The organism is Nonomuraea sp. NPDC049141 (assembly GCF_040648415.1).
In the GTDB taxonomy this organism is placed as follows: domain Bacteria; phylum Actinomycetota; class Actinomycetes; order Streptosporangiales; family Streptosporangiaceae; genus Nonomuraea.
Genome location: NZ_JBEZDR010000029.1, coordinates 33,587 through 59,441 on the forward strand (window position 1 = coordinate 33,587; position 25,855 = coordinate 59,441).

28 protein-coding genes are annotated in these 25,855 nt (G+C 70.1%); 20 read left to right on the forward strand and 8 right to left on the reverse strand.

The annotated features are described in order from the left end of the window. Window positions 1-48: 48 nt before the first annotated feature. From AB0B91_RS54615 to AB0B91_RS54625, 3 genes are read left to right on the forward strand one after another with little or no spacing between them, the layout of a single operon-like run. Window positions 49-1,416 (forward strand): efflux RND transporter periplasmic adaptor subunit, encoded by a 1,368-nt coding sequence (locus tag AB0B91_RS54615; RefSeq protein ID WP_358339477.1) that lies wholly within the window; start codon window positions 49-51, stop codon window positions 1,414-1,416. Further along, window positions 1,413-2,126, forward strand: coding sequence for an ABC transporter ATP-binding protein (locus AB0B91_RS54620; RefSeq protein ID WP_358339479.1), 714 nt, complete (start codon window positions 1,413-1,415; stop codon window positions 2,124-2,126). The genes AB0B91_RS54615 and AB0B91_RS54620 overlap by 4 nt, the downstream gene beginning before the upstream one ends. Then, entirely contained in the window at window positions 2,123-3,307 is a 1,185-nt protein-coding gene (locus tag AB0B91_RS54625) for an ABC transporter permease (protein WP_358339481.1), read from the forward strand. The genes AB0B91_RS54620 and AB0B91_RS54625 overlap by 4 nt, the downstream gene beginning before the upstream one ends. Here AB0B91_RS54625 and AB0B91_RS54630 read toward each other — a convergent pair whose 3' ends face one another. The 4 genes from AB0B91_RS54630 to AB0B91_RS54645 form a co-directional block, all read right to left on the reverse strand. Beyond that, window positions 3,308-4,048, reverse strand: coding sequence for an ABC transporter permease subunit (locus tag AB0B91_RS54630; RefSeq protein WP_358339483.1), 741 nt, complete (start codon window positions 4,046-4,048; stop codon window positions 3,308-3,310). Beyond that, window positions 4,045-4,935: an ABC transporter ATP-binding protein gene (locus AB0B91_RS54635; protein ID WP_358339484.1), complete on the reverse strand. Its 891-nt coding sequence runs from the start codon at window positions 4,933-4,935 to the stop codon at window positions 4,045-4,047. Before AB0B91_RS54635 ends, AB0B91_RS54630 begins: the two co-directional genes overlap by 4 nt. 80 nt (window positions 4,936-5,015) lie before the next feature. After that, entirely contained in the window at window positions 5,016-5,675 is a 660-nt protein-coding gene (locus AB0B91_RS54640) for a response regulator transcription factor (protein ID WP_358339486.1), read from the reverse strand. After that, window positions 5,672-6,931, reverse strand: coding sequence for a histidine kinase (locus AB0B91_RS54645; RefSeq protein ID WP_358339488.1), 1,260 nt, complete (start codon window positions 6,929-6,931; stop codon window positions 5,672-5,674). The genes AB0B91_RS54640 and AB0B91_RS54645 overlap by 4 nt, the downstream gene beginning before the upstream one ends. Before the next feature lie 129 nt (window positions 6,932-7,060). Between AB0B91_RS54645 and AB0B91_RS54650 the strand changes: the two genes are divergently transcribed. From AB0B91_RS54650 to AB0B91_RS54695, 10 genes are all read left to right on the forward strand, one after another. Next, a complete protein-coding gene (locus AB0B91_RS54650) occupies window positions 7,061-8,224 on the forward strand; it encodes an acetoin utilization protein AcuC (protein ID WP_358339490.1) in 1,164 nt (387 codons plus the stop codon). A gap of 8 nt (window positions 8,225-8,232) precedes the next feature. Next, window positions 8,233-9,015, forward strand: coding sequence for a phosphatase (locus tag AB0B91_RS54655; protein ID WP_358339492.1), 783 nt, complete (start codon window positions 8,233-8,235; stop codon window positions 9,013-9,015). 312 nt (window positions 9,016-9,327) lie between these two features. Next, the gene (locus AB0B91_RS54660) at window positions 9,328-9,531 is read left to right on the forward strand and encodes a helix-turn-helix domain-containing protein (RefSeq protein ID WP_026214222.1); all 204 of its coding nucleotides are present in this window, start codon (window positions 9,328-9,330) and stop codon (window positions 9,529-9,531) included. Window positions 9,532-9,706: 175 nt separating this feature from the next. Then, a complete protein-coding gene (locus AB0B91_RS54665; RefSeq protein ID WP_018654693.1) occupies window positions 9,707-9,805 on the forward strand; it encodes an AURKAIP1/COX24 domain-containing protein in 99 nt (32 codons plus the stop codon). Window positions 9,806-9,827: 22 nt separating this feature from the next. Beyond that, window positions 9,828-10,823, forward strand: coding sequence for an NAD-dependent epimerase/dehydratase family protein (locus AB0B91_RS54670; protein WP_358339494.1), 996 nt, complete (start codon window positions 9,828-9,830; stop codon window positions 10,821-10,823). Window positions 10,824-10,846: 23 nt separating this feature from the next. Then, window positions 10,847-11,716: a lysophospholipid acyltransferase family protein gene (locus tag AB0B91_RS54675; protein WP_358339764.1), complete on the forward strand. Its 870-nt coding sequence runs from the start codon at window positions 10,847-10,849 to the stop codon at window positions 11,714-11,716. Window positions 11,717-11,863: 147 nt separating this feature from the next. Then, on the forward strand, window positions 11,864-12,931 hold the full coding sequence (locus AB0B91_RS54680) for a ThiF family adenylyltransferase (protein WP_358339496.1): 1,068 nt from the start codon (window positions 11,864-11,866) through the stop codon (window positions 12,929-12,931). A 51-nt stretch (window positions 12,932-12,982) separates the two neighbouring features. Further along, entirely contained in the window at window positions 12,983-13,777 is a 795-nt protein-coding gene (locus AB0B91_RS54685) for an SDR family NAD(P)-dependent oxidoreductase (protein ID WP_358339497.1), read from the forward strand. A gap of 70 nt (window positions 13,778-13,847) precedes the next feature. After that, on the forward strand, window positions 13,848-14,429 hold the full coding sequence (locus tag AB0B91_RS54690; RefSeq protein ID WP_358339499.1) for a sigma-70 family RNA polymerase sigma factor: 582 nt from the start codon (window positions 13,848-13,850) through the stop codon (window positions 14,427-14,429). Window positions 14,430-14,431: 2 nt separating this feature from the next. Beyond that, window positions 14,432-15,418 (forward strand): LCP family protein, encoded by a 987-nt coding sequence (locus AB0B91_RS54695; RefSeq protein ID WP_358339501.1) that lies wholly within the window; start codon window positions 14,432-14,434, stop codon window positions 15,416-15,418. Here the strand turns inward: AB0B91_RS54695 and AB0B91_RS54700 are convergent. The 3 genes from AB0B91_RS54700 to AB0B91_RS54710 form a co-directional block, all read right to left on the reverse strand. Continuing rightward, complete coding sequence (locus tag AB0B91_RS54700; protein ID WP_358339503.1) at window positions 15,415-16,293, reverse strand: HAD-IB family hydrolase; 879 nt, start codon at window positions 16,291-16,293, stop codon at window positions 15,415-15,417. The genes AB0B91_RS54695 and AB0B91_RS54700 overlap by 4 nt on opposite strands. Window positions 16,294-16,307: 14 nt before the next feature. Next, a complete protein-coding gene (locus AB0B91_RS54705) occupies window positions 16,308-16,964 on the reverse strand; it encodes a DUF5667 domain-containing protein (RefSeq protein WP_358339505.1) in 657 nt (218 codons plus the stop codon). Between the two features lie 71 nt (window positions 16,965-17,035). Beyond that, entirely contained in the window at window positions 17,036-17,674 is a 639-nt protein-coding gene (locus AB0B91_RS54710) for a sigma-70 family RNA polymerase sigma factor (RefSeq protein WP_214640665.1), read from the reverse strand. A gap of 178 nt (window positions 17,675-17,852) precedes the next feature. On the opposite strand from AB0B91_RS54710, the gene AB0B91_RS54715 reads away from it, so the two are divergent. Next, window positions 17,853-19,373, forward strand: coding sequence for an antibiotic biosynthesis monooxygenase (locus AB0B91_RS54715; protein WP_358339507.1), 1,521 nt, complete (start codon window positions 17,853-17,855; stop codon window positions 19,371-19,373). On the opposite strand, the gene AB0B91_RS54720 is transcribed toward AB0B91_RS54715, so the two are convergent. Further along, window positions 19,370-19,606: a glutaredoxin family protein gene (locus AB0B91_RS54720; RefSeq protein WP_358339509.1), complete on the reverse strand. Its 237-nt coding sequence runs from the start codon at window positions 19,604-19,606 to the stop codon at window positions 19,370-19,372. The genes AB0B91_RS54715 and AB0B91_RS54720 overlap by 4 nt on opposite strands. A 116-nt stretch (window positions 19,607-19,722) precedes the next feature. Here AB0B91_RS54720 and AB0B91_RS54725 point away from each other — a divergent pair, with 116 nt between their 5' ends. The 6 genes from AB0B91_RS54725 (at window position 19,723) to AB0B91_RS54750 (ending at window position 25,850) form a co-directional block, all read left to right on the forward strand. Beyond that, on the forward strand, window positions 19,723-20,400 hold the full coding sequence (locus AB0B91_RS54725; protein WP_358339510.1) for a redox-sensing transcriptional repressor Rex: 678 nt from the start codon (window positions 19,723-19,725) through the stop codon (window positions 20,398-20,400). Continuing rightward, entirely contained in the window at window positions 20,397-21,668 is a 1,272-nt protein-coding gene (locus tag AB0B91_RS54730; protein ID WP_358339512.1) for a glutamyl-tRNA reductase, read from the forward strand. Before AB0B91_RS54725 ends, AB0B91_RS54730 begins: the two co-directional genes overlap by 4 nt. Beyond that, a complete protein-coding gene (gene hemC / locus AB0B91_RS54735) occupies window positions 21,665-22,570 on the forward strand; it encodes a hydroxymethylbilane synthase (RefSeq protein ID WP_358339514.1) in 906 nt (301 codons plus the stop codon). The genes AB0B91_RS54730 and hemC overlap by 4 nt, the downstream gene beginning before the upstream one ends. After that, window positions 22,567-24,111 carry a bifunctional uroporphyrinogen-III C-methyltransferase/uroporphyrinogen-III synthase gene (locus AB0B91_RS54740; RefSeq protein ID WP_358339516.1) on the forward strand — a complete coding sequence of 515 codons (1,545 nt, stop codon included), beginning with the start codon at window positions 22,567-22,569 and terminating at the stop codon, window positions 24,109-24,111. Before hemC ends, AB0B91_RS54740 begins: the two co-directional genes overlap by 4 nt. Then, the gene (hemB, locus tag AB0B91_RS54745) at window positions 24,108-25,091 is read left to right on the forward strand and encodes a porphobilinogen synthase (protein ID WP_358339518.1); all 984 of its coding nucleotides are present in this window, start codon (window positions 24,108-24,110) and stop codon (window positions 25,089-25,091) included. The genes AB0B91_RS54740 and hemB overlap by 4 nt, the downstream gene beginning before the upstream one ends. Before the next feature lie 129 nt (window positions 25,092-25,220). Next, window positions 25,221-25,850, forward strand: a complete 630-nt coding sequence (locus AB0B91_RS54750; RefSeq protein ID WP_358339520.1) for a bifunctional DNA primase/polymerase — start codon at window positions 25,221-25,223, stop codon at window positions 25,848-25,850. Window positions 25,851-25,855 lie beyond the last annotated feature (5 nt).

Below are 25,855 nucleotides of genomic sequence, written 5' to 3' on the forward strand. Positions count from 1 at the left end.
CGGGAGGCCCAGAGCCGCCCGGACCGCCCTGCTCCTACGATGGGTCGGGTGACGATCCGTCGCGGCATCCCCCCGCTGCTCGTCCTGCTCGCGCTGACCGGTTGCTCGTCCGAGGAACCGGCCGCCGTACAACTGGCCGACGTCAAACGCGCCCCCGTCACCGAGGTCGTCGAGGCACCGGCCACGATCGGCGCCCGCGCCACGGCCACCCTCCGCTCACCCGCCCAGGGCACGATCGCCAAGCTCTACGTACGCGAGGGCGACCACGTGCGCAAGGGCCAGATCGTGGCCAAGATCCGTTCACCACAGGCCCAGGACCAGCTCAAACAGGCTCGGCAGGCGTCGAAGTCGGCCTCGCCCGCCACCCCGAGCCTGGGCCGCCCGAACGTCCGGCTCGCCTCCTTCGACACCGGCGCGTTCGACCGCAAGGTGGCCAGGCACTTCGCCAGGGCGCGCAGGGAGGCCAAGAAGATCGACGACGCCCAGGCCCGCCGGCAACTGCTCAGCGCCATCGGCCTGGCCGAGGCCCAGCACAAGGCGCAGACCAGGGCGCTGAAGTCGATCACCGCCCAGCTCAACCGGTCGATCAACAGCGTGCTGGCCGGCGTCACCAGCGGGTTCGGCGGGCTGACGTCGTCCATGGCGTCGTTGCAGGCGGCCTCCAAGTCCCAGGCGAAGGCCGCGGTCAAGGCGGCGGAGAGCACGGTGAAGTCGCTCACCGTCAAGGCGCCGTTCGGCGGGGTGGTCACGCTCGGCCGGCCCACCGGCGGCGGCGCCGCGAGCAGCCTCAACGGCCTGCTCAGCCAGCTGCCCACCGGCGGCCAGCAACTGCCCGCCGACACCTCGGGCGGCTCCGCGAGCGGCGGCACGCCGGTGGCCACGGGCGTCCCCGTGTCGGCGGGCGACCCGATCGTCACCGTCACGGACGTCTCGGAGCTCACGCTCTCCGCCGACATCGACGAGACCGACGTGCTGCTGGTCAAGAAGGGCACCCAGGCGACGGTCGAGCTCGACGCGGTCCCCGGCGCGGGCTACACGGCGCGCGTGACGGGCGTCGGCGTGACGCCGCTGGCGGGCACGACGGGCGGTGTCAGCTACCCGGTGCAGCTCACGCTCGGCGCGGGCAGGTTCGACGACGGAGCCGAGGCGCCCACTCCGAAACCGGGTATGAGCGCGGTGACGCGGCTGACGGTCCGCGAGTCGCCGGCCGCCATCGCGGCCCCGGCCTCGGCGATCGTCTCCAGCGGGCGCGAGAGCGTGGTCTGGGTGGTCAGGAACGGTACGGCGGAGCGCCGCGTGGTCAAGCTCGGCGCACAGGGAGAGGCGGTGGTCGAGGTGCTGAACGGGCTGTCGGTCGGTGACCGGATCGTGGTCAAGGGCGCGGACTCGGTACGACAGGGGCAGCGACTGCCATGACGACCACCGCCTTGGCAGCCGCCCTGGAAGCCGTCGACCTCACCAGGCGCTACCAGCTCGACGGCCTAGCCGTGGAGGCGTTGCGCGGTGTGTCGCTCCGCATCGGCCGCGGCGAGTTCGTGGCCATCATCGGGCCGTCCGGGTCCGGCAAGTCCACGCTGATGCACCTGCTCGGCTGCCTCGACCGGCCCACTTCCGGGCGGCTCCGGGTGAACGGGGTGGAGATGTCGCGGCTGTCCGACACCGAATTGGCCGAGCTGCGCAACAAGACCATCGGGTTCGTGTTCCAGTCGTTCCACCTGCTGGGCAGGACCACGGCGCTGGACAACGTGGCGCTGCCGCTGGTCTACCGGGGGATCGGCAAGGCCGAGCGCCTGTCCAGGGCGCGGGCGGCGCTGGAGTCGGTGGGACTCGGGCACCGGATGGAGCATCGGCCCTCGCAGATGTCCGGCGGCGAGCAGCAGCGCGTGGCGATCGCCAGGGCGCTGGTCGGCGAGCCCAAGGTGCTGCTGGCCGACGAGCCGACGGGCAACCTCGACACCCGCAACGGCGCCGAGGTCATGGCCATACTCGACCGGCTCAACAGCGACAGCGGGGTGGCCGTGGTGCTGGTCACGCACGAGCCGGAGGTCGCGGGGCACGCCCGGCGGCAGATCCACGTACGCGATGGGCTCATCGAGCTCGACACCGCGGAGCGTAACCCGGAGTGAGAGGGCGCGAGGCGTTCGGGATGGCGCTGGAGGCGCTGCGGGTCAACCGGCTGCGCAGCGTGCTGACCATGCTCGGCGTCATCATCGGCGTGCTCGCCGTGGTGATCCTGGTGGCCGTCGGCACCGGCGCGAAGGACGCGGTGGAGAAGGAGATCTCCGGCCTCGGGACGAACATCATCCTGGTCGTCCCGGGCCGGCTCAGCGTGGGCGCGGCGCCGACCCAGAGCAAGCTCAACCTGGCCGACGTCGCCTACGTGCGGCGCGTGGTCGGCGACCCGGCCAAGGTGACGGTGTCGCTGCAGTCGGGCGAGACCGTGCGGGTCGGCGGGAGTGAGGCGTTCGTCACCATCGTCGGCACCGACCAGAACCTCACCAACATCTTCGAGCGCCCGCTCGACAAGGGCCGCCACCTGAGCGAGACCGACGTCGACACCCGGCGCAGGGTCGCCGTGCTCGGCTCCGAGGTGGCCGACAAGCTGTTCGGCGACCTCGACCCGATCGGCAGGCAGCTCACCGTCTCCGGGGCGCGGTTCCGGGTCGTCGGCGTCTACGCCAAGATCGGCCAGACCTTCGGGGTCTCGCGCGACCAGGAGGTGCACATTCCGGTGACGACGGCCCAGCGGCTGCTCGGCATCGCCAGGGTCAACGGCATCGCGGTGGGCGCCTCGGGGCCCGACGAGATCGAGCCGCTCCAGGAGCGGGTCGTGGCGGCGCTGACCGAGAGGTACCCGGGGGAGAAGTTCTCGGCCGTCACGCAGACCCAGCTGCTCGGCACGATCGGCAGCGTGCTCGGCATGCTCACCGGCGTACTGGCCGCGATCGCCGGCATCTCGCTGCTGGTGGGCGGCGTGGGCGTGTCGAACATCATGTTGGTCAGCGTCCGGGAGCGGACCCGCGAGATCGGGCTGCGCAAGGCGCTCGGGGCCAAGCAGCGGGACGTGCTGGCCCAGTTCCTGATCGAGGCGGTGCTGCTGACGACGATCGGCGGCGTCATCGGGATCCTGCTCGGCGTGGGCGGCGCGTTCGCCATCCAGGCGCTCACGCCGGTGCCCGCCTCGGTCACCTGGTGGTCGGTCGCGCTCGCGTTCGGGGTGTCGGCGGCGGTGGGCGTGTTCTTCGGCGTCGCCCCCGCGCGGAGGGCGGGCCGGTTGGACCCGGTCATCGCCCTCCGTGCCGAGTGATCACGCGTCGCGCCGCCGCATCAGCACGGCACCCGCGAGCACGGCGACGGCCACCCAGACGAGGTAGACCGCGAACCCGCTCCACGGGCCCAGGGAGCCGTTGCTCTGGCCGGACACGACCAGCAGGCCGGCGTTCGTGGTGAAGTACTCGGCCACGGTCTTGCCCCAGTCGCCCGGGAGCTGGTTCGCGAATATTGGCAGCACCATGATCAGCGCGATGGCCGACACGATCGCGCCCGGCGTGTGTCTGACCAGCGTGCCCAGTCCCAGCCCGAACAGCCCGCACGCGGTCAGGTAGAGACCGGACCCGAGCGCGGACCGGACCACCTCGCCCAGTTCGATCGACGGCGGCTGGAAGATCGCCACGCCGACGCCGATCGCGCCGGCCGACGCGACCACGCAGACGACCAGCGAGATCGCGACGAACACCACGATCTTGCCGGTCAGCAGGCGCATGCGCTTGGGCACGGCCATGAGCGAGGTGCGGATGCCCCCGGTGCGGTACTCGCTGGAGATCACCAGAACACCCAGGGTGGCCATGGACAGCGCGGCGATCATCGAACCGGTCAGGCTCATCGTGATCGCCTGATCGCCCGGGACCGGCCCGTCGGCCGTGCTCTTGGCCGCGATGCCGATGAGGGCGGAGAGGCCCAGCATCAGCCCGGCGGTGACGGCCAGCGTCCACACGGTGGACCGGACGGATCGGATCTTGGTCCACTCGGACCTGAGGATGTCCATCATGACGAGTACTCCAGGCTGTCCTTGGTGAGCTCCATGTAGGCCGCTTCGAGCGAGGGCTGGACGAGCGTCAGCTCCTCCAGCGGCAACCCGGCCCGCGCGGTGATCGTGCCGATCTCCAGCGGCGTCACCCCGGTCACCCGCAGGTGGTCGCCGTGCGGCTCGCCGACCCTGATCAGCTCGGCCACCTCGGCCAGCCGTGGCGAGCGCACCCGTACGTACGCCTGGGAGCTGCGCCCGATGAACTCCGACACGCTCGTGTCGGCGATCAGCGCCCCCTTGCCGATCACCACCAGGTGGTCGGCCGTCTGCGCCATCTCGCTCATCAGGTGGCTGGAGACGAACACCGTGCGCCCCTCGGCCGCCAGCTTCCGCATGAAGGTGCGGATCCACAGGATGCCGTCCGGGTCCAGCCCGTTGACCGGCTCGTCGAAGAGCAGGATCTCCGGATCGCCGAGCAGCGCGGCGGCGATGCCGAGCCGCTGCGACATGCCGAGCGAGAAGCCGCCGATCCGCCGCTTGGCCACTTTGGCCAGGCCGACCACCTCCAGCACTTCCTCAACCCTGGAGGCCGGGATGCCGTTGGTCTGCGCGATGGCCAGCAGGTGGTTGCGGGCGCTGCGCCCGCCGTGCACGGCCTTGGCGTCCAGCAGCGCGCCGACCTTGCGCAGCGGATGCCGCAGTTCGGTGTACGGCGTGCCGTCCACGAGGACCGAGCCGCCCGACGGGTGGTCCAGGCCGAGGATCATGCGCATGGTGGTCGACTTGCCCGCGCCGTTGGGACCCAGGAATCCGGTCACCTGACCGGGTTCGACGTCGAAGGACAGGTCCGCGACGGCCACGGTGTCGCCGTAGCGTTTGGTCAGGTTGGTTGCCCGAATTGCGGTCATGACTCCAGCGTGGCCGTGGTCCGCCGGTTTCTCTTCCTGCTGGGGGACCGTTCGCGCGCGCGGTCTCTGGGACCCTGCTCCTACTCTCCAGGGGTGATCAGCGCCGCCTCGTAGGCCACGATCACCGCCTGCGCCCGGTCCCGGGCGCCGATCTTGGCGAACACGCTGGTCACGTGGTTCTTGACGGTCGAGGGGGAGACGTCCAGCTCCTCGGCGATCTCCGCGTTGGACCTGCCGCGGGCGATCAGGACGAGCGTCTCGCGCTCGCGCTCGGTCAGCCCGCCCAGCCGCGTGGGAACCGCCTGCCTGCGCGGTCGTGACGCCCGTACGAACGTGCCGATCAGCCGGGTCAGCAGCCGCGGCGCCACGGCGGACTCGCCGCGGTGCACCACGCGGACGCCCTCGACCAGCTCCTCGGGAGAGACGTCCTTGGGCAGGAACCCGGCGGCGCCCGCCCGCAGGGCCGCGACCACGTTCTCGTCCAGGTCGAACGTGCTCAGCGCGAGCACCCGTACGTCGGGCAGCTCGCCGGTGATCCACTCGGTCGCGCGTACCCCGTCCAGGCCGGGCATGTGCAGGTCCATGAGCACCACGTCGGGGCGCAGCCGCCTGCTCAGCACGACCGCCTCCGCGCCGTCGGCCGCCTGGCCCACCACGCGCATGTCCGGCTGGGCGTCGAGCATGAGCTGGAAGCCCTTGCGCACCAGCGCGTGGTCGTCGGCCAGCAGTACGGCGATCATGTTCTCTCCAGGGGGATCCGGGCGTGCACGACGAAGCCGCCCTCCAGGCGGGGACCCGTGCGCAGCAGGCCGCCGCACAGTGCCACGCGCTCCGCCATCCCGTCCAGCCCGAACCCCGGCGCGGGAGCCGTCCGACCGGTCGGCGCGGGCAGGCCGTCATCGATGACCTCGACCTCGACGGCCTCGCTCCCGTACGCCAGGCGGACGCTCGCCCGAGCCCCCGAGGCGTGCTTGCGGGTGTTGGTCAGCGCCTCCTGCACGATCCGGTAGACGGCGTGGTCGACGGCGGCGGGCAGCGTGACGGGCTCGCCGGTCACGGTCAGGCTCGCGGGCAGCCCGGCGGTCTCGGCCTCCTGGACCAGCGCGGGCAGCCGGGCCGCGCCCACCCCGGTCGCCGCGTCGGCGCCCCCCTCGGCCCTGTGCAGACCGTCGGTGGTGAGCACGCCGCCGGCCCTGAGCAGACCGTCGGTGGTGAGCACGCCGCCGGCCCTGAGCAGGCCGTCGGTGGTGAGCATGTCGCCCGTCCTGATCGGGTCGTCGGCCCTGAGCACGTTGAGGAGCTCGCGCATCTCGGCCAGCGCCTGGCGGGCGGTCCGCTCCGCGCCGGCCAGGGCGTCGAGGGCGACGTCCTCGCTCGGCGGCAGGGTGGCCCTGGCGCCGCCGACCAGCACGTTGATCACGCTGATGTGGTGGGCCACGACGTCGTGCAACTCCCTGGCGATGCGCCGCCGCTCGGCGCGGACCGCGCTCTCGGCCGCCTCCCGCCGGCCGCGCTCCCTGAGCTCGGCGCGCATCCTGACGAACTGCCCGACGCCTATGGTGATCAGCGGATATATCATCCCCGCGATCCAGGAGCCGGCCTCCGGCCTGGTCAGGAAGGTCGCCACCCCGTAGACCACGCTGCCGCCGGCGGCGGTGAGCGCGGCGGTCCTGCCCGGGGTGTAGCGGCCCACGCTGTAGAAGGCGATCATCGAGGTGAGGGAGTTGTTCGGCAGGATGCCGGCGGTCATGCCGAAGACGTCGGCGACCGACTCGATCGCGGCGACGGCGATCGGCCTGCTCCGCCGTAACAGCAGCGGGAACGTGCAGAGGATGAAGAGACCGGCGCCCTGGGCGACGTCCGGGTAGCCGCTGCGCAACGTGGAGTACAGGCCGATGCCCGCGCCGATGGCGAGCACGGCCACCAGCGTGGTGTCGAAGACACGCGGACGCTTGAAGAATCGCCATGCGGCCGTGATCCGACGCATGAAGCGCATGATCCAACCCTATGTTTCAATTCTTGAAAAGTGACGATATTTCGCCGGAGTAGCCGACGTCACCGTATGGACGTGGTTCGCTGACGCTGCGGTAACGTCGCCTCAAGGGGCGAGGCGACGGGAGCGGGCATGAGTTCGACGGCACGGGCCATCTGGGACGACGCTCTCATCTCCTACGACTTCGGGCCGGGCCATCCCCTGGCGCCCGTCAGGGTGGAGCTGACGATGGCGCTGGCCCGCGAGCTCGGCGTGCTCGACAAGATCGAGGTGGCCGGCTGCGTGCCCGCCACCGACGACGAGCTGGCCATGGTGCACAAACGCGACTACATCGAGGCGGTCAAGCGCGTCTCGGCCTCGGGCGGCCCCGACCTGTCCGCGGGGCTCGGCACGTCCGACAATCCCGCTTTCAAGGGCGTGCACGACGCCTCCGCGCTCATCGCGGGCGCCACCCTGGCCGCCGCCCGCGCGGTCTGGGAGGGCACGGCCGAGCACGCGGTCAACATCGCCGGCGGCCTGCACCACGCGATGGCCGGCTGCGCCAGCGGTTTCTGCGTCTACAACGATCCGGCGCTGGCCATCGCCTGGCTGCTCGCGCAGGGGGCCGGCCGCATCGCGTACGTGGACGTCGACGTGCACCACGGCGACGGCGTGCAGGCGCTGTTCTACGACGATCCCCGGGTGCTGACGATCAGCCTGCACGAGAGCCCGCGCACGTTGTTCCCCGGCACCGGGTTCCCCGGGGAGACCGGCGCCGGCGGCTCGGCGGTCAACGTGGCGCTGCCCGCGGGCTGCGGGGACGCGGGCTGGCTGCGGGCCTTCGACTCGATCGTGCCGCCGCTGCTGCGTGAGTTCCGGCCGGACATCCTGGTGACCCAGCACGGCTGCGACAGCCACGCGCTCGACCCGCTCGCCAACCTGATGCTCAGCGTCGACGGGCAGCGCGCCGCGTACGCGTACCTGCACCGGCTGGCCCACGAGACGGCCGGCGGCCGGTGGATCGCGACGGGCGGCGGCGGCTACGAACTGGTCCAGGTGGTGCCGCGGGCCTGGACGCACCTGATCGCCGAGCTGTCCGGGCATCCGCTCGATCCGGCCACCCAGACACCCCCGGAATGGCGGGCTTTCGTACGGGAGCGGACGGGGGAGACGGCCCCGCTGACCATGACGGATGGCAGAAGTCCGGAATTTCGCGACCTGTCGGGTGGTTATGACCCAGCAGACCCCATCGACCGTGCGGTCATGGCGACCCGACAGGCGGTCTTCCCCCTGCACGGCCTCGACCCGATGCCCTAGGGAGAGCTGTGCTCAGCCGCGACCAACTCCGTGAACACCTGATCCGGACCAGGATCGCCGGCGAGGTCGCGACTTCGCGCGAGAACAACCTCGACCACTACAGTTCGGCGGCCAACCGCGACCCGTACTACCTGCTGGGACTGACCCTCGAACAGCCGTGGTCGTTCCGCGACGTCCTCGCGCAGATGGCCAAGTCGGCGGGGGTGAAAGCCGATCCGGGACACCGCTGGGGCCAGGACACCATCGACCCCGACCTGACGATCGACGCACTCGACGCCATGGCCGACCGGATCGCCGGCGTGCTGTCGCGGGAGAACCCGCGGCTGCTGTTCGCCACCGGGCACCCCACGGGCCTGCTCGCCGTCCACCTGCCGCTCGCCCGGTTCGCCGTCGAGCACGGGGCGACGCTGCTGACACCGGCCGAGGGATGGACCTACTCGGGGTCGGGCTTCGGACGCGCGCGCAAGATCCGCTATCTCCAGGACATCGCGATGCTCGATGACAAGGGCGGGTTCGTGCACACCCACGACTCGGCCCCGATGGAGCGGATGCTCACCGTGCTGGGAGACGCCTCGCCGGACCTCGTCATCGCCGACCACGGGTGGGCAGGGGCGGCCGGAGAGGCGGGCGTGCCGACGGTGGCGTTCGCCGACAGCAACGACCCCGGGCTCTTCCTGGGTGAGGCGGAGGGCAAGATCGACGTCGTCGTCCCGCTGGACGACAACGTGCTACCGCGCCACTACGCTCCGTTGACCGCTCATCTGGTCACACGCGCCTCTCAGACCCCTTGAGTTCAATTCGGTCATCCCCATACGGTCTTTTCGCGCCTGCATTCCAAGAGGCTCGCAGTCCCTTTGCCAACTTTTGAGGCACCCTGGGCGACTCTTATGTGTGACAAGTTGGACAGTTCCAACGTCTAGGCGAGGTGCTCAAGCCAGTGGTTAACCAGCATCTTTGCTGGTTCGGCTGACAGGTGGCTCCGTCAACTGAGAAAATAGGGGGTTTGCGCTATCGGAGTCCCGACTTACGCTGACGGCAGTACACGTGCGTGAGCAATGGCACCAGTGGGGATAACCCGTAAACACGTGCGGAAGAGGCGTCCGATGGGTGCAGGCGAAAGACCTCTCAGCGAGGTGAAGTTCCTGACCGTGGCGGAAGTGGCCACGGTCATGCGGGTGTCCAAGATGACGGTGTACCGCCTGGTGCACTCTGGCGAGCTGCCGGCCATCCGTGTCGGCCGGTCGTTCAGGGTGCCCGAGCAGGCGGTCCACGACTATCTGCGGGAGGCCTACATCGAGGCAGGCTAAGACTGAGGTAGCGGCGTATGCCACACGCCGTGAATGCCGTCGTGGGCGACGCCCGGCCGCCGCTGAGCGGCCGGGCTCACCCCCCAGGGCGCGATCCACAGGCGATCGCCGGTAGTCTGTGAGCCGGTGTGCGCTCGCGCATCGATCAGACTTGCTATCAGTACCTGGGGGTCCCGTGGGCTCTGTGATCAAGAAGCGCCGCAAGCGGATGGCCAAGAAGAAGCACCGCAAGCTGCTCAAGAAGACGCGCATCCAGCGGCGTAACAAGAAGTAACAGACGCAGCTGCGAGGCGCTGATGACCCACACCGTGCTCGTCACCGGGGTCTCGCGCCACGTGGGCGCCCGGCTGGCGAGTGTTCTCGCCGCAGACCCGGACATCAGCCGCGTCATCGGAGTAGACACCGTGCCGCCGCCCTCGCTGACGCGAGATGGCGGCATCTCCCTCGGCCGGACGGAGTTCGTCCGGGTCGATCTGCGCAGCCCTGACATCGCTCAGGTGATCGCGGCTGCCGACATCGACACCGTTGTGCACATGAGCCTGGTCAGCGCTCCGTCGAGGGGCGCGGGCAGGGCCGTGATGAAAGAGCACAACGTCATCGGCACCATGCAGTTGCTCGGTGCCTGCCAGCGGTCGACGACCGTGCGGCGTGTGGTGGTCCGTTCGACCACCGCCGTCTACGGTTCGTCGCCACGGGATCCGGCGGTGTTCACCGAGGACCTGGAGTCGCACGAGGGCCCCAGCCACGGCTACGCCAAGGACGCGGTCGAGGTCGAGGGCTATGTGCGTGGTTTCGCGCGCCGTCGACCCGACATGGCCGTGTCACTGCTGCGGTTCGCCAACTTCATGGGTCCGGGTGTCGACTCGCCGCTGACTCGTTACTTCACCCAGCCGGTGCTGCCGACCGTGTTCGGCTTCGATCCGCGGCTGCAGTTCGTCCATGAGGACGACGCCGTCGAGGTGCTGCGCCGGATGGCGACCGAAGATCACCCCGGCACGTTCAACGTGGCCGGGGCAGGCGTGTTGCTGCTGTCGCAGTGCGCGCGCCGGGCGGGGCGGCCGACGTTGCCGCTGTTCTCGCCCGCCTTCCGCCTGCTGGGCGATTCCGCGCGCCGGGCCGGTCTGGTCGACTACTCGCCCGAGCAGGTCCGGTTGATGAGCTACGGCCGGGTGGTCGACTGCTCCAGGCTGGAGGCCGAGCTGGGCTGGAAGCCGAAGTTCACCACCGGAGCGGCTTTCGACGACTTTCTGCTCTCGCGGGGGCTGCACCCGCTCGGAGGTGTGCGGCATTGACCGTCCCAGACGACGAGGCCCGCGTGATTCCCATCAGCGCGGCACCGTCCTTCGAGGAGCCGGAGCCCCTCGCCAGGCTGCTGGCCTTCATCCGCAGGCGCATCACCGGCGACTACGAGGTCGACGAGTTCGGCTATGACGCCGAGCTGACCGACAAGGTGCTGCTGGAGCTGATCAGGCCCCTCTACCACCGCTGGTTCAGGGTGGAGACCGTCGGCCTGAAGAACGTTCCCGACGAGGGCGGCGCGCTGGTCGTGGCCAACCACTCGGGCACGCTGCCGGTCGACGCGCTGATGATGCAGGTGGCGCTGCACGACGAGGCGGACCGGCCGCTGCGGCTGCTCGGCGCCGACCTGGTCTACCAGCTTCCGCTGCTCGCCCACCTGTCGCGCAAGACCGGCCACACGCTGGCCTGCCGCGAGGACGCCGACCGGCTGCTGCGCAAGGGCGAGCTGGTCGGGGTGTTCCCCGAGGGCTTCAAGGGCGTCGGCAAGCCGTTCTCCGAGCGCTACCAGCTGCAGCGCTTCGGGCGCGGCGGGTTCGTCGCGTCGGCGATCCGCGCCGGGGTGCCGATCCTGCCCACCGCCATCGTGGGCGCCGAGGAGATCTACCCCAAGATCGGCGATCTGCCGTCGCTGGCCAGGCTGCTCGGCCTGCCTTACCTGCCGATCACGCCGCTCTTCCCGCTGCTCGGCCCGCTCGGCCTGGTGCCGCTGCCGTCGAAGTGGATGATCCAGTTCGGGGAGCCCATCCGTACCGACGAGTACGACGCGTCGGACGCCGACGACCCGGTGCTGGTGTTCAACCTCACGGACCATGTCCGCGAGGTCATCCAGCAGATGCTGAACGAGCTGAGGCTGCGCCGCGGCCCCGCCTTCCCGCCTTTCTTCTGACCTCGACAGATCTTGACAGGCTTGGTCAAGCGATCAAGGATGGGGAAACCGAGTAAGGCCCGACCCGGTTCGGACGTGGCCGTCCCGATGGAACGGTCCGTTGCGGAACGCTGGATACCCATGGGTTTCGACGCCTAGGGAGCGCGCATGAGACGGCTCGTCGACTCCGTGCTCGTCACGAACGCCGGCGACCGGGTGATCCTGTCGACCGGCTCGTGTGACGGTTTGTCGCTGCGGGGCGACCTCGACCGTGTCGAGCGGGCGGTGACGCTGCTCCGCGATGGCGTCGACGACAGCGAGATCAACGCCGACCGGGTGCCGGCCGACCTGGTGGCGGCGTTGACGCACATGGGCTGGCTCACCTCGGAGCCGCGGCGGACGCCGGCCGAGTCCACCGGCCGGCCCGGCTACCTGACGCTCTTCGCCCCCGGCGCGCCCGAGCTCCAGTCGCGGATCGCCGCGTGCTCGATCATGCTCCTGGGCGTGGGCGGCATCGGTGCGGTCGCCGCCCAGCACCTCGTCGCCGCCGGAGTCGGCCGCATCGTGGCCGTCGATCCCGGCGTGGTCGAGCCGCACGACCTCAACGGGCAACCGCCGTACCCGATGACAGCCGTGGGCACGCCCAAGGTCGAGGCGCTCAGCGGGTGGCTGCGCGGCTTCGCGCCCGAGACCGAGGTGGTGCCCGTACGGCGGCGCGTCGCCAGTGGCGCCGACCTCGACGGCCTGCCGCAGGTGGACCTCGTCCTCATCGGCGCCGACGAGCCCACCGAGCCGGCCGACGAATCCGCCGGGCCGGCTGACGAGCCCGCCGAGCCGGCCGACGAATCCGCCGGGCCGGCTGACGGGCCCGCCGGGCTGGGCGACGTGGTCTGGCGGTGGTGCCGTGAGCGGGGCGTGGCCATGAGCGGCGTGGCGGTCGGTGATGGACACGGCTACTGGGGGCCGCTGCTGTCTCCCCGCCACGGGCACTGCCGCGGCTGCTTCGAACGCGAGGCCGGGCTGTCGCGGGAGAGGCCGCCGGAGGGCGGCCACGGGCCCACGCCGTGGTCGTTCGGCGCCACCAGCACGGTCGTCGCGGCCTGGGCGGTGCATGACATCGTCCAGTACGCCGCCACGTCCGAGTGCCACACGCTCAACCGCCGCGCCCATCTCGACTTCGCCCATGGCGAGCTGCACTTCCTCGACGGTCCCCGTCGCTGCTCCTGCAACCGGTAGCGCGCTCGCGGTGTTCTCCAGACGTAAGAACACCAGAAGCGAAGGAACACCATGGATCTGCAACTCGCGGGCCGCGTCGCCATCGTCACCGGGGCGTCCAAGGGCATCGGCCTGGCCGTGACCACCACGTTGATCGAGGAAGGCGTACACGTCGTCGCGGCCTCCAGGACCCGCACCCCCGAACTGCCCGAGAAGGCGGTGCACGTGCCGGTCGACCTGATGGACCCGCAGGCGCCCGCCGAGGTGGTGGCCCGCGCGGTCGAGGAGTTCGGGCGGGTCGACATCCTGGTCAACAACGCCGGTGGGCCGCCGCCCGGCGTGACGCTGCCGCACGCCGGCTTCATGAACTCGGATGACGCTACCTGGCGGGCGATGTTCGAGTTCAACCTGTTCTCCGTCATCCGCATGATCCGCTCCGCCGTACCGGTCATGCTGGAGGGCGGCGGCGGCTCGATCGTCAACGTCTCCTCGGTCAGCGCCAGGCAGCCGTCGGCGATGAACATGGACTACGGCGCGGCCAAGTCGGCCCTGACCTTCGTCAGCAAGGCGGTCGACGAGGAGTACGGCCCGCAGGGCATCCGGGTGAACACGGTCTCTCCCGGGCCCGTGCTCACTCCCTGGTGGACCGACGAGGGCGGCGCGGCGGACGTCTTCGCGGGCATGGTCGGCTCCGACAGGGACAGCGTGATCACCCAGGTGGCCCCTGAGATGATGAAGCTGACGACCGGCCGCCTGGTCGCCCCGCAGGAGGTCGCCGACGCGATCGCCCTGCTCGTCTCGCCGCGCTCCGGCAGCACGGCGGGCGCCGACCTGGTGATCGACGGAGGCTGCCTCAAGGAGCTGTAAACCCACCGTGAACCTCATTGGCGGGTTGTGGTGATACATCCGTGACCGACTTCCCCGCAGAAGGGCGGAGATGATCACGCAACCCGCCACCAGGGGTGCGGACGCCGAGCTGGTGAGCGCTTCCTTAACCGATCCTGAAGCGTTCGCCGAGCTCTTCGACCGCTACTCCGCCATGCTCTACAGGTACGTCTCCAAGCGACTCGGCCCCGAACCGGCCGAGGACATCGTCGGCGAGACGTTCCTGGTCGCCTTCTCCCGCAGGAGAAGCTACGACCCGAGCTACCCAGACGCCAGGCCGTGGCTCTTCGGCATCCTGACCAAACTCCTCTCCCGCCACCACCGCAGCGAGGCGGCCCGATATCGCGCCCTGCAGCGCGCCCCTGTCGACGCCGACGTGGAATCTCCGGCCGACCGTGTGGCCGCCGGGGTGACCGCGCAGGCGTCGCGCCCCGGACTGGCCAGCGCCCTGGCCGCCCTGCCCGCCAAGGACCGCGACGTGCTCCTGCTGATCGCGTGGGGCGATCTGACGTACGACGAGGTCGCGCGGGCGCTCGGCATCCCGATCGGCACCGTGCGCTCCCGCCTCAACAGGGGCAGGCGGAAGGTACGCGCGTCGCTCGGCGACACCAACCCGATGCTGGAGGAGGAGTGACGATGGACGACCTGAAGATGCTCCGGGACTTCGGCCGGGAGCTCGAACACCAGCCTCCGGCGACGCTGGTGCGCCAGCGGCAGCGCCTGCTCCAGGCCAGACCGAGGCGCAGGCGCGTGACGTGGCTGATGACGGGGCTCGTCGTGGTGGCCACGATGGCCGCGGTCGCCGTGCCCACGTTGCTGCTGAGCGGACGCCAGACCGTCGCCCCGCCGACGGGCGCCCGCCCGGCCAACGTGAGTGGCGCGTTGAACGTGCTCCTGGTCGGCAGCGACAGCCAGGCGGGTTCGGAGAGGTTCGACAACGGCGCCCGCTCCGACACTCTCCTGCTGCTGCACCTGCCGGCCGACAGGAAGAACGTCACCGTGGTCGCCTTCCCCAGAGACTCGATGGTGCAGATCCCCGCGTGCGGGTCGCAGGCGGCCAGGAGAGGCATGATCAACTCGGCGTACAACGTCGGCGGTCTCGCCTGTTCGGTGAAGACGGTCGAGTCTCTGACGAAGGTCCGCGTCGACCACATGATGGAGCTCGAGTTCTCCGGGGTCGAGGCCGTCGTGGAGGCCCTCGGCGGCGTCGAGGTCACGCTGCCGGAGGCGGTGGACGACAGGAACACGAAGCTGAAGCTCAGCGCGGGCAAGCACGTGCTCAATGGCGAGCAGGCGCTGGGCTATCTCCGGCTGCGTCGCTACGGCGACGGGTCCGACATCCACCGCATCAAGCGCCAGCAGGTGCTCATGATGTCGATGCTGAAGAAGGCCAAGCAGCGGCTGAAGGATCCGGCTGCCATGCGCGACTTCCTCGCCACGGCCAGCAAGTCGATCAAGACAGACGCGGAGTTCGACCTCGACACCATGCTCGGCATCGCCGGCACGCTGGACAAGAGCAAGGTGCGCTTCGTCATGGTGCCCTGGCTACCTGATCCGGAGGACAAGAACCGGCTCGTGTGGAAGCAGCCGGATGCGAATCAGCTCTTCGCCACCCTGCGCTAGTCCTGTGTCGAGCGGTAGTGCCTGCGCAGCGCGATGCCGGCGGCGATGCCGCCGGCCACCGCTCCGACGCCCGCGGCGATCGGCAGGGCGGTCAGCGTCGCCTTCCTGCCGGTGCGGAAGTCCTTGATCGGCCAGTTGTGCTTCCTGGCGTGCTCACGCAGCTCGCTGTCGGGGTTGATGGCCACCGGCTGCCCGACCAGCGACAGCATGGGCAGGTCGTTGGCCGAGTCGCTGTAGGCGGTGCACCGGGTGAGGTCGAGGCCCTCCCTGCGGGCCAGTGCCCGCATCGCCTCGGCCTTGGCCGGGCCGTGCAGCAGGTCACCGACCAGCCGCCCGGTGTAGATGCCGTTGCTGGTCTCGGCCACGGTGCCGAGCGCGCCGGTCAGGCCGAGGCGCTGGGCGATGACCCGGGCCAGCTCGACCGGCGTGGCCGTGACCAGCCAGACGCGCTGGCCGCGGTCGAGGTGGCTCTGCGCGAGCGCCCTGGTGCCGCCCCAGATGCGGTCGGACATGACCTCGTCGTAGATCTCCTCGCCCAGCCGGATCACGTCGTCGACCTTCGCGCCCGCCACGAACGCCAGCGCGGTCTCGCGGGCCACGGCGATGTGCTCGGGGTTCTCGTTGCCGCGCAGCCGGAACACCGCCTGGCCGACGGCGAACTTGAACAGGTCGGAGGTGGTGAACAGGCCACGGGTGGCCAGGCCCCTGGCGAAGTGGTAGATGGAGGCGCCGCGCATCATCGTGTTGTCGACGTCGAAGAAGGCGGCCGCCCGCTGGTCGGGCTCCGTAGGGGTCACCGCCACCGCGGCCGCCGCTGCGGCCTCGCCGGCGAGCTCCGCCTCCACCTCGTGCCGTCGTCGCATTAGCCGCCACATGCGCCTCAGCTTACCTATCTCGGTGCCACGAGCCCGTCGATGTAGTCGAGGTATCCGGTGGCCTTGTCCTGTTGGTCGCCGTCCATCCGTTCGAGCATCGGCTCGACCATGTTCTTCTGGTCACGCGCGAACCGGTTGATCTTCGGCGAGCGCGGTTCGGCCCGCTCCAGCCTGCTGATGCCCGAGCGGGTCGACTCCTCCATCTCGGTGAGCGTCTTGGTGACCAGCGGCCCGTCGCCGGACGAGCCGAGCAGCCGGGCGACCTCGGACGCCCGGGTCTTGGCCGAGATCAGCTCGCGCTCGGCCCGCTGCACGTCGTCGGCGCTGAGCCGGACCAGCGTGCTCTCCGCGGCGCGCTTGAGGGGGTAGAGAGTGTCGCCGGGGAGTGCCTGGTAGGTGGCGAACGCCGACAGCGTCATGGCCGCCGTCAGGCCGAACGTGGCGATCTGGGAGAGCCAGGAGAGCCGCCGTGCCCGGCGGCGACGGGAGCGGCGGGCCGGCCGTACGGGATCGGCGGCGGGGTGCGCGGACAGGATGGCGGGGTGCGCGGACAGGAGCTCGGCGCGGAGACGTTCCCGGAAGGCGGCGGCCGGCCCCCCGCCGAGCGGGAGCCTGCGCAGCTCCGTGAGGTGACCGAGCACGCGCTCCCGCGATCTGCGGCCCCTACCCATGACAGCTCCCTGACGCCCCCGAGAAAAGACCCGGTCGTGACACCTGCCTAACGACGCCTGGTCGGCGGAGGTTACGCCAAGTCGTGTTTGAGTGCCCTGGCCAATGCGCGGATCGCGCGGAATTGCAGCGCTTTGATCGCTCCACTCTTCTTCCCCATGATCAACGCGGTCTCGGCGAGCGACAGGCCGTGCAGGAACCGCAGAACCACGCATTCCTGCTGCTCGGGATTCAGATCCTGGACGGCGCGCAGCATCCGGTCGTTGATGATGGCCGTGACGACGGCGTTCTCCGGAATGTGCGGCCCATCGAGTGGGACGTCGATCACCTCTCCGGTCGGAATCTCCAAGCGATAGCGGCCGGACTTGAAGTGATCGGCGACCAGGTTCCTGGCGATGGTCACCAGCCAGGCGCCGAAGTCACGGCCCTGCCAAGTGAAGTCGGTGATCCGGCGAAGCGCGCGTAAGAAGGTCTCGCTGGTGAGATCCTCGGCCAGCGGGTGGGAACCGACGCGGAAGTAGATGTAGCGATAGACCAGATCGACATAGCGGTCATAGAGCGTGCCAAAGGCATCCGTGTCTCCGGTCTTGGCATGTAACACGAGCATGCGGAGGTCATCGGGAATCTCTTCGCGCACGGCAAGCTCGCTCGTCCGGGCGGGACCAGCGACCGCTGGTGTGAGTAGCCCGGCGAACGGCCACGAGTCAGGCATCCGGTATCCCTAGGGGTAAGGGGTGCGGCGTGCTCGAACACTCTAGAAATCAACCGGAAATTCCACAATCCGCTTCCCGAAGGCATGACTAGCCGTAATCGGCCGATACCGTGTGGACCGACCCGTTCCCTCTTCGGCTACCGGCTGGGAGGCATAGTCCGGCAGCATTGGAGTCACCATGGAGATCCTCGTTGCTGTCCTAGCCTTTGTCGGTGCCCTCCTCGCCGCGATCGCCGCAGTCGCCCTGGTCCGCCGGTTGCGCGAGGAGGTGGAGGGGTGGTTGATCGCCTGGACCGTTTCAGCCGTCGCGCTCTGCCTGACGCTCGGCGCGATCGGCGTCGGCTACCTGATGGGGTTCGGGGTCGCCACCTTCAAGGTCTACCAACTGACCGGATCCCTCCTCGCGCCCTTCTGGCTGGGCATCGGGCTGGTCCAACTCCTGTCGGAGAAGGTGCCGCCGAAATTCGCCGCCTGGCTGTTCGGGATCGCGTTCACCATCGTCTCCACGGTGGTGCTCATCTTCGACCCGGTCAGCAAGGCCGACGAGATGGGCAAGGTGCTCCCCGTGGCCGAGGGGCACTGGGACGTCATCCCCCGCTACCTGCTGGACGGCGCGCACTCCATCGCCGGGCTGATCATGCTGGCAGCCGTGGTGATCGCGGGGCTGCGCTGGCGCAACGGTGACGAACTCGACACCGACAACCTGCACGCCGTCATGGTCATCGCGCCCTCGGGCATCGCGATCATCGGCGCGATGCGGTTCGCGGTGCCGGGCGTCTTCGCCACCGCGCTGTTCGTGGTGGCCGCCGCGGGCATCTGGTACGCCGTGCTCCGCCCGCTCGCGCCGTACGAGGACGACGACGAGGACGACGCGTTCGAGAGCCACCGCGGTGAGCGCTCCGCCGAGCGGTCCACCGAGCGGGCCGCCCATGGCCGCCGGGCCATGCGGGAGCAGGATCCCTTCCCCCAGCCCGTCGCCGAGTCGCCGATGCAGGCGCCGCCCCAGCAACAGCAGCAGCAGCCGCTGCCCCCCGGCCAGCCTCGCAGGTCGGGCCTGGGCGACCTGGTGGCCGAATACCGGGCGGGCGACCAGCCGGTCGACTACGCCGCCCGGATGGCGCCGCCCGACCAGGGCCCCTCGACCGGCTACATCATGAACGGCAGGCACGGCGGCGGGCCGCAGACGGGCCCTCAGGACTTCGGGATGCCCGCCACCGGCGCGGTATATCCGGGCGCCGATGTGTTCTCCCCCGGCTCCCGCGCGCCCCAGCAGCCGCCACAGGCTCAGCAGCCCCCTCAGGCCCAGCACATCCCACAGGCGCCGCAGCCCCAGCCCCAGCCCCAGCAGCAGGCGGCCTCCAGCAGGCCCTCACCCAGCATCTACGGCATGCTGACCGTCTTCACCCTCATGGACGGCTCGGGCGAGGCGTTCGACCGCTTGGCCGAGCTCACCGTCGAGGCCGTACGCAGGGGCGAGCCCGACACGCTCATCTACGCCTGCCACGCGGTCAAGTCGGCCCCGCTCCAGCGCATCGTCTACGAGCTCTACCGCGACGAGGTGGCCTACCGTGACCACCAGCGCCAGCCGCACGTCGAGCGGTTCGTCAACGAGCGGCAGGCCATGGTGCTGGCCACCAACATCATCGAGCTGAACGTCAACGCCGCCAAGGTCGTGCCGCTCCCGACCGCGATGTACTAGCCGCTCAGCGCGGCGCGCAGCCGGTCTTCGGAGACCCGCCAGAAGTCGTGCTGGACCCCGTCGACAAGTGTGACCGGGATCATCTCCCAGTATTTCTCCCGCAACTCCTCGGAGGAGTCGATGTCGACCTCCTCCCACGGCACGCCAAGGTCTCCCGCCACGCGTGAGATGACCTCACGCGCGTCGTCGCAGAGGTGGCAGCCCGGCCTGCCGAGCAGCGTGATGCGGTGCATGCACGCAACCGTATCGCTCCGACTTTGTGCATCGCTTCACAAAGGGATTAACCTGAAAGGCGGTTCGATCCCATTCACGCGGCCGGGAGGCCGCTCGTCCCCTGGAGCTCCGGCACGTGAAGAGCCCGTCCCAATCCCGTGACCGCGGGATCCCCGAGGCAACGGTCGCCCGGCTCCCGTTGTACTTGCGGGCGTTGAACGGGATGGCCGAACGCGGTGTCGCGACCGTCAGCTCCGAGGATCTGGCCATGGCCGCCGGAGTCAACTCCGCCAAGCTCCGTAAGGACCTGTCCCATCTCGGGTCGTACGGCACACGAGGCGTCGGCTACGACGTCGAATACCTCGTCTACCAGATCTCCCGCGAGCTGGGCCTGACCCAGGACTGGGCGGTCGCCATCGTCGGAGTCGGCAACCTGGGCCGGGCACTGGCCAACTACGGCGGTTTCGTGTCCCGGGGCTTCCGTGTCGCCGGGCTGCTCGACGCCGACCCCGAAGTCGTGGGCGACGACATAGCGGGGTTGAATGTTGAGCACATCGACGTCCTTGAAACCGTCATCGAACGGCGTGGAGTCTCGATCGTGGTTCTGGCGACACCCGCGATGGCGGCGCAGGAAGTCTGCGACCGCGTGGTGGCGGCCGGGGTGACCAGCATCCTGAACTTTGCGCCGGTAGTGCTTTCTGTACCAGATGGCGTGGATGTCCGTAAAGTTGACCTATCAATAGAACTGCAGATTCTTGCGTTCCACGAGCAGCGCAAAGCAGGGGGGCCACTTATGGCCGTGGACAGTCAATGAGTGTTCTCACCGTCGGCATCAGCCACCGGACAGCTCCGGTGTCCATGCTCGAGCGCGTATCCGTATCCGGCGAGGCGCTCGTCAAGCTCTTGCACGACGTTCAGCAGGACGCGTGCGTCTCTGAGGCGATGGTGGTCTCGACCTGCAACAGGGTCGAGATCTACGCCGCCGTCGACCGCTTCCACGGCGCCCTCACCGGGATCAGCCGGCTGCTGAGCGTCCACTCGGGCGTTCCCGTGGAGGAGCTGACACCGCACCTGTACGTCCACTACGAAGACCAGGCCATCGAGCACCTGTTCTCGATGGCGTGCGGCCTCGACTCCATGGTCGTCGGCGAGGGCCAGATCCTCGGTCAGGTCCGCAGGGCGCTCACGCTGGCGCAGAAGCAGGGCACGGTCGGCGCCACCCTCAACGAGCTGGTGCAGCAGGCGCTACGGGTCGGCAAGCGCGCCCACGCCGACACGGACATCGACCAGGCGGGCGCCTCGCTCGTCACGGCCGGTCTGGCGCTGGCGGGCGACCTGGCCGGGCGCCGGGCGCTGGTGGTCGGCGCGGGCTCGATGAGCTCGCTCGCCGCCACCACGCTGGCCCGCGCGGGCGTGACCGACATCGTGGTGGCCAACCGCACCTTCGAGCGCGGCGTACGGCTGGCGGCCTCGGTCGGCGGCCGGGCGGTGGAGTTCTCCGCGGTTCCCCGAGAACTGGCGGCGGCCGACATCGTCATCACCTGCACGGGCGGCGGGCGGCACGTCGTCACCCCCGACATCGTGGCCGCCCACATGACGGGCAGGGGCGTGTTCCTGCTGGACCTGGCGCTGCCGCACGACATCGACCCCGCCGTACGCGAGGTGCCCGGAGTCACGCTGGTCGACTTGGAGACCATCCAGGAATCGGGCATAGGCTGGCGGGAGGGCGACACGGTCGACTCGGTGCGCAGGCTCGTCGCCGAGGAGCTGGCCGGGTTCCTCACCGCTGAGCGGGCCGCCAAGGTCACCCCGACCGTGGTGGCGCTGCGCAGCAAGGCGGCGACCGTGGTCGAGGCCGAGCTGGGCAGGCTTCTGATGCGCATGCCCCACCTCGACCGCAAGGCCAGGGACGAGGTGGCGCAGACCGTCCAGCGGGTGGTCGACAAGCTGCTTCACGAGCCCACTGTGCGTGTCAAACAGCTCGCCACCAGCCCGGGAGGCGATCATTATGCCGAAGCGCTGCGTGAGCTGTTCGACCTCGATCCGAAGATGCCCGATGCCGTCAGGGAGGTGGAGTTGTGACACTGCGCTTGGGCACCCGGCGCAGCCTGATGGCGACCACACAGTCGCAGATGGTCGCCGACTCCTACACCGAACGCACCGGGCGCGCGGTCGAGCTGGTCGGCGTCACCACGTTCGGTGACGTGACCAAGGCTCAGCTGGCGCAGCTCGGCGGCACGGGCGTGTTCGTCAGCGCGCTGCGTGACAAGCTGATCGAGGGTGAGATCGACTTCGCCGTCCACTCGCTGAAGGACCTGCCGACCAAGCAGGACCCGCGGGTGACACTGGCCGCCATCCCCGCCCGGCACGACCACCGCGACGCGCTGGTCGCCCATGCCAAGTTCGCCGACCTGCCCACCGGGGCCAGGGTCGGCACCGGATCGCCGCGCCGCATCGCCATGCTCAGGGCGCTGCGGCCCGATCTCGAGTACGTCCCGATCCGCGGCAACGCCGACACCCGGATCGGCAAGGTCACCGCCGGCGAGCTCGACGCGGTCGTGCTCGCCTCGGCGGGCCTGACCAGGATCGGCAGGGACGCGGAGATCGCGCAGATCTTCGAGGTCGAGGAGCTGCTGCCCGCCCCGGGGCAGGGCGCCCTGGCCGTGGAGTGTCTCTCCGACCGCGCCGACCTGATCTCCTTCCTCGGCGTGCTCGACGACCCGCGGACGCGCTCCGCGGTGACGGCCGAGCGCGCCGTCCTGTCCGCTCTCGAGGCCGGCTGCTCGGCCCCCGTGGGTGCTTTCGCCGTCGATGACGGGCAGACCCTGAACCTCACCGCCGTGGTCGTCTCTCTCGACGGCCAGGAGGCGGTGCGCAAGTCCGCCGCCGGCTCTCCTTCCGAGTCTGTGAATCTCGGCCAGCTCCTCGCGGCCGAGATGATCTCCGAAGGGGCCGACAGATTGATGGGGGAGCAATCCCGTTGAGCTCCGATAGTCCAACCTCCGGGTTCCTCGCGTTCGTGGGCGCGGGCCCCGGCGATCCGAACCTTCTCACGCTCCGCGGCGCCGAACTGCTCGCCAAGGCCGACGCGGTCGCGCTCGACGAGGAGCTGTTCGGCTCGTTCCTGCGCCATTGCCGCGAAGGCGTGGAGGTCACCTCCGGCGACCTCGTCAAGCGCGCCAAGGCCGGGCAGTTCGTCGTACGCCTGTGCGAGGGCGACCCGATGCTGTTCTCCTCCATCACCGAGGAGGTCGCCGCGGCCGCCGCGGCGGAGGTGGACTTCGAGATCGTGCCCGGCGTGCCGCCCGCGACCGCCGTGCTCACCTATGCCGGCATCCCCGCGGCGACGGGCCTGCCGGAGTTCCGGATCGTCGACGCCGCGCTCGAGCAGGACTGGGCCGCCCACGCCGCCTGCAAGGGCACGCTGGTCATCTACAACGGCATCGCCGGGGCCGTCTCGATCGGCAAGGCGCTGGTGGCGGGCGGCAAGCCCGACAGCACGCCCGTCGCGGTCAGCGGCAGCGGCACCACGACCGAGCAGTACACCGTCGTCTCGACGCTGGCCAGGCTGCAGGCCGACCTCAAGCACGCCGGCTTCACCGAGCCCGCGCTGATCGTCGTCGGCGACGCGGTCGGGCAGCGCGACAAGCTGTCGTGGTTCGAGACCAAGCCGCTGTTCGGCTGGCGGGTGCTGGTGCCGCGCACCAAGGAGCAGTCCAAGAGCCTGTCCGAGCAGCTGGCCTCCTACGGCGCCGTGCCGGAAGAGGTGCCGACCATCTCGGTCGAGCCGCCGCGCACGCCGCAGCAGATGGACCGCGCGATCAAGGGCCTGGTCACCGGACGCTACGAGTGGGTGGCGTTCACCAGCTCCAACGCGGTCAAGGCCGTACGCGAGAAGTTCGAGGAGTACGGCCTCGACGCCCGCGCCTTCGCCGGGCTGAAGGTGGCCGCCGTGGGCGACGCCACCGCGCGGGCCCTGGTCGAGTTCGGGGTCAAGCCCGACCTGCTGCCCTCGGGCGAGCAGTCGTCGGAGGGCCTGGTGGCCGAGTGGCCGCCGTACGACTCGATGCTCGACCCGATCAACCGGGTGCTCCTGCCGCGGGCCGACATTTCCACAGACACCCTCGTCGCCGGACTCACCGAGCTAGGCTGGGAGTGCGACGACGTCACGGCCTACCGCACCGTACGAGCCGCACCGCCCCCCGCCGCGATCCGCGAGGCGATCAAGGGCGGCGGGTTCGACGCGGTGCTCTTCACCTCCTCCTCGACCGTGCGCAACCTTGTGGGCATCGCCGGCAAGCCGCACAACGTCACCGTGATCGCGGTCATCGGGCCGCAGACCGCGAAGACCGCCGAGGAGTTCGGGCTGCGAGTCGACGTCATGGCCGACAGGCCGTCGGCGTCCGCCCTGGCCGCCGCGGTGGCCGCGTACGGCGCCAAGCAACGCCAGGCGGCCCTGGCCGCGGGCGACAGCCCACGGCGGCCGTCGCAGAACCGCAGAGGCGCCAGAAGGAGAGCCAAGTGAGTGCCGAATATCCTGTCGCCCGCCCGCGCAGGCTCCGCCGCAGTCCCGCGGTCCGGCGCATGGTGGCGGGCACCAGGCTGCATCCCGCTGACCTGATCCTGCCGATGTTCGTCAAGGAGGGCATCGACCAGCCGCAGCCGGTCGCCTCGATGCCCGGCGTGGTCCAGCACACCCGCGACTCGCTGCGCAAGGCCGCCCACGAGGCGGCCGACGCCGGGGTGTCGGGGCTGATCCTGTTCGGCATCCCCGCCGTGAAGGACGCGCGTGGCTCGGCGGCCGACGACCCCGAGGGCATCCTGCAGGTCGCGCTCCGCGAGGTGAACGAGGAGGTGGGTGACGCGGTGGTGGTCATGGCCGACACCTGTCTCGACGAGTTCACCGACCACGGTCACTGCGGCGTGCTGACCGCCTCCGGCGACGTCGACAACGACGCGACGCTGGAGCGCTACGCGTCGATCGCGGTCGCCCAGGCCAGGGCCGGATCCCAGATGATCGCGCCGAGCGGCATGATGGACGGCCAGGTCGGGGCCATCAGGGCGGCGCTCGACGCCGACGGCTTCCGTGACCTGCCGATCCTCGCCTACACCGCCAAGTACGCCTCCGCCTTCTTCGGCCCCTTCCGCGAGGCCGCCGAGTGCGCGCCGCAGTTCGGCGACCGCAGCACCCACCAGCAGGACCCGGCCGGGCCGCTGGAGGAGGCGCTGCGCGAGGTGCGGCTCGACCTCGCCGAGGGCGCCGACGCCGTGATGGTCAAGCCGGCGCTGGCCTACCTGGACGTCATCAGGCGCTTCCGCGACGAGGTCGACGTGCCGGTGGCGGCCTACCAGGTGAGCGGCGAGTACGCGATGATCGAGGCCGCGGCGGCCAACGGCTGGATCGACCGCGACCGGATGATCATGGAGTCGCTGGTCTCGATCAAGCGCGCGGGCGCCGACCTGATCCTCACCTATTGGGCCACTGAGGTGGCACGACGTCTGTGAACCAGAGGGTTTCCCGTCGCCCCTGGGACCCGTGCGTTAGACTGAGGTGACAAGTGCTGGTGTGTCCCGCGTGTGCTAGCAGCCAGGAGCCGGGACCTCTTCAGGCACTTGGACTCGACGGGAGACACCATGGTGGGGGTACCACTCGCTCGGCGTACCAGAAAACGGTCGCGCCCGACACGGATCGACTCCGTGCTGGGCTACGCCGCTCTCGGATGGCCGAGTGTGCCGGGTGCCCACCCGCTGCGCGAAGGCGCCCGCTCCTGCTCCTGTGACCGCCTCGGGTGTCCCGACCCGGGCGCGCACCCCTTGTCCCCCGCCTGGAACGTGCAGGCCACGTTGGACGCCACCCAGCTCACGCGCTGGTGGCAGGCCGATCCCGACGCCAACGTGATCCTGCCGACCGGCCGCGTGTTCGATGTCTTCGATGTACCGCTCGACACCGGCCTGTCGGCCCTCACCCGGATCGACGGCGCCGCAGCGCATTCAGGCCCGGTCGCCGCCAACGGCGACCGGGTTCTGTTTTATGTGGCCACGCGCGGCAATCCGGACGACGAGGACGAGTGGTGGTCCTGCCAGCTCGACTGCGACCCCGGCACCATCGAGGACAATCCGGGCCTGCGCTGGCACTGCCGCGACAGCTACGTCCTGGCGCCGCCCTCCACGCTCCCCACCGGTCAGCCCGTCTCCTGGCTGCGCCCGCCCGACGGCCGCCCGCTGCCCGACCCGCTGCGCATCCTCGACTGGCTCGCCGACTAGACCGT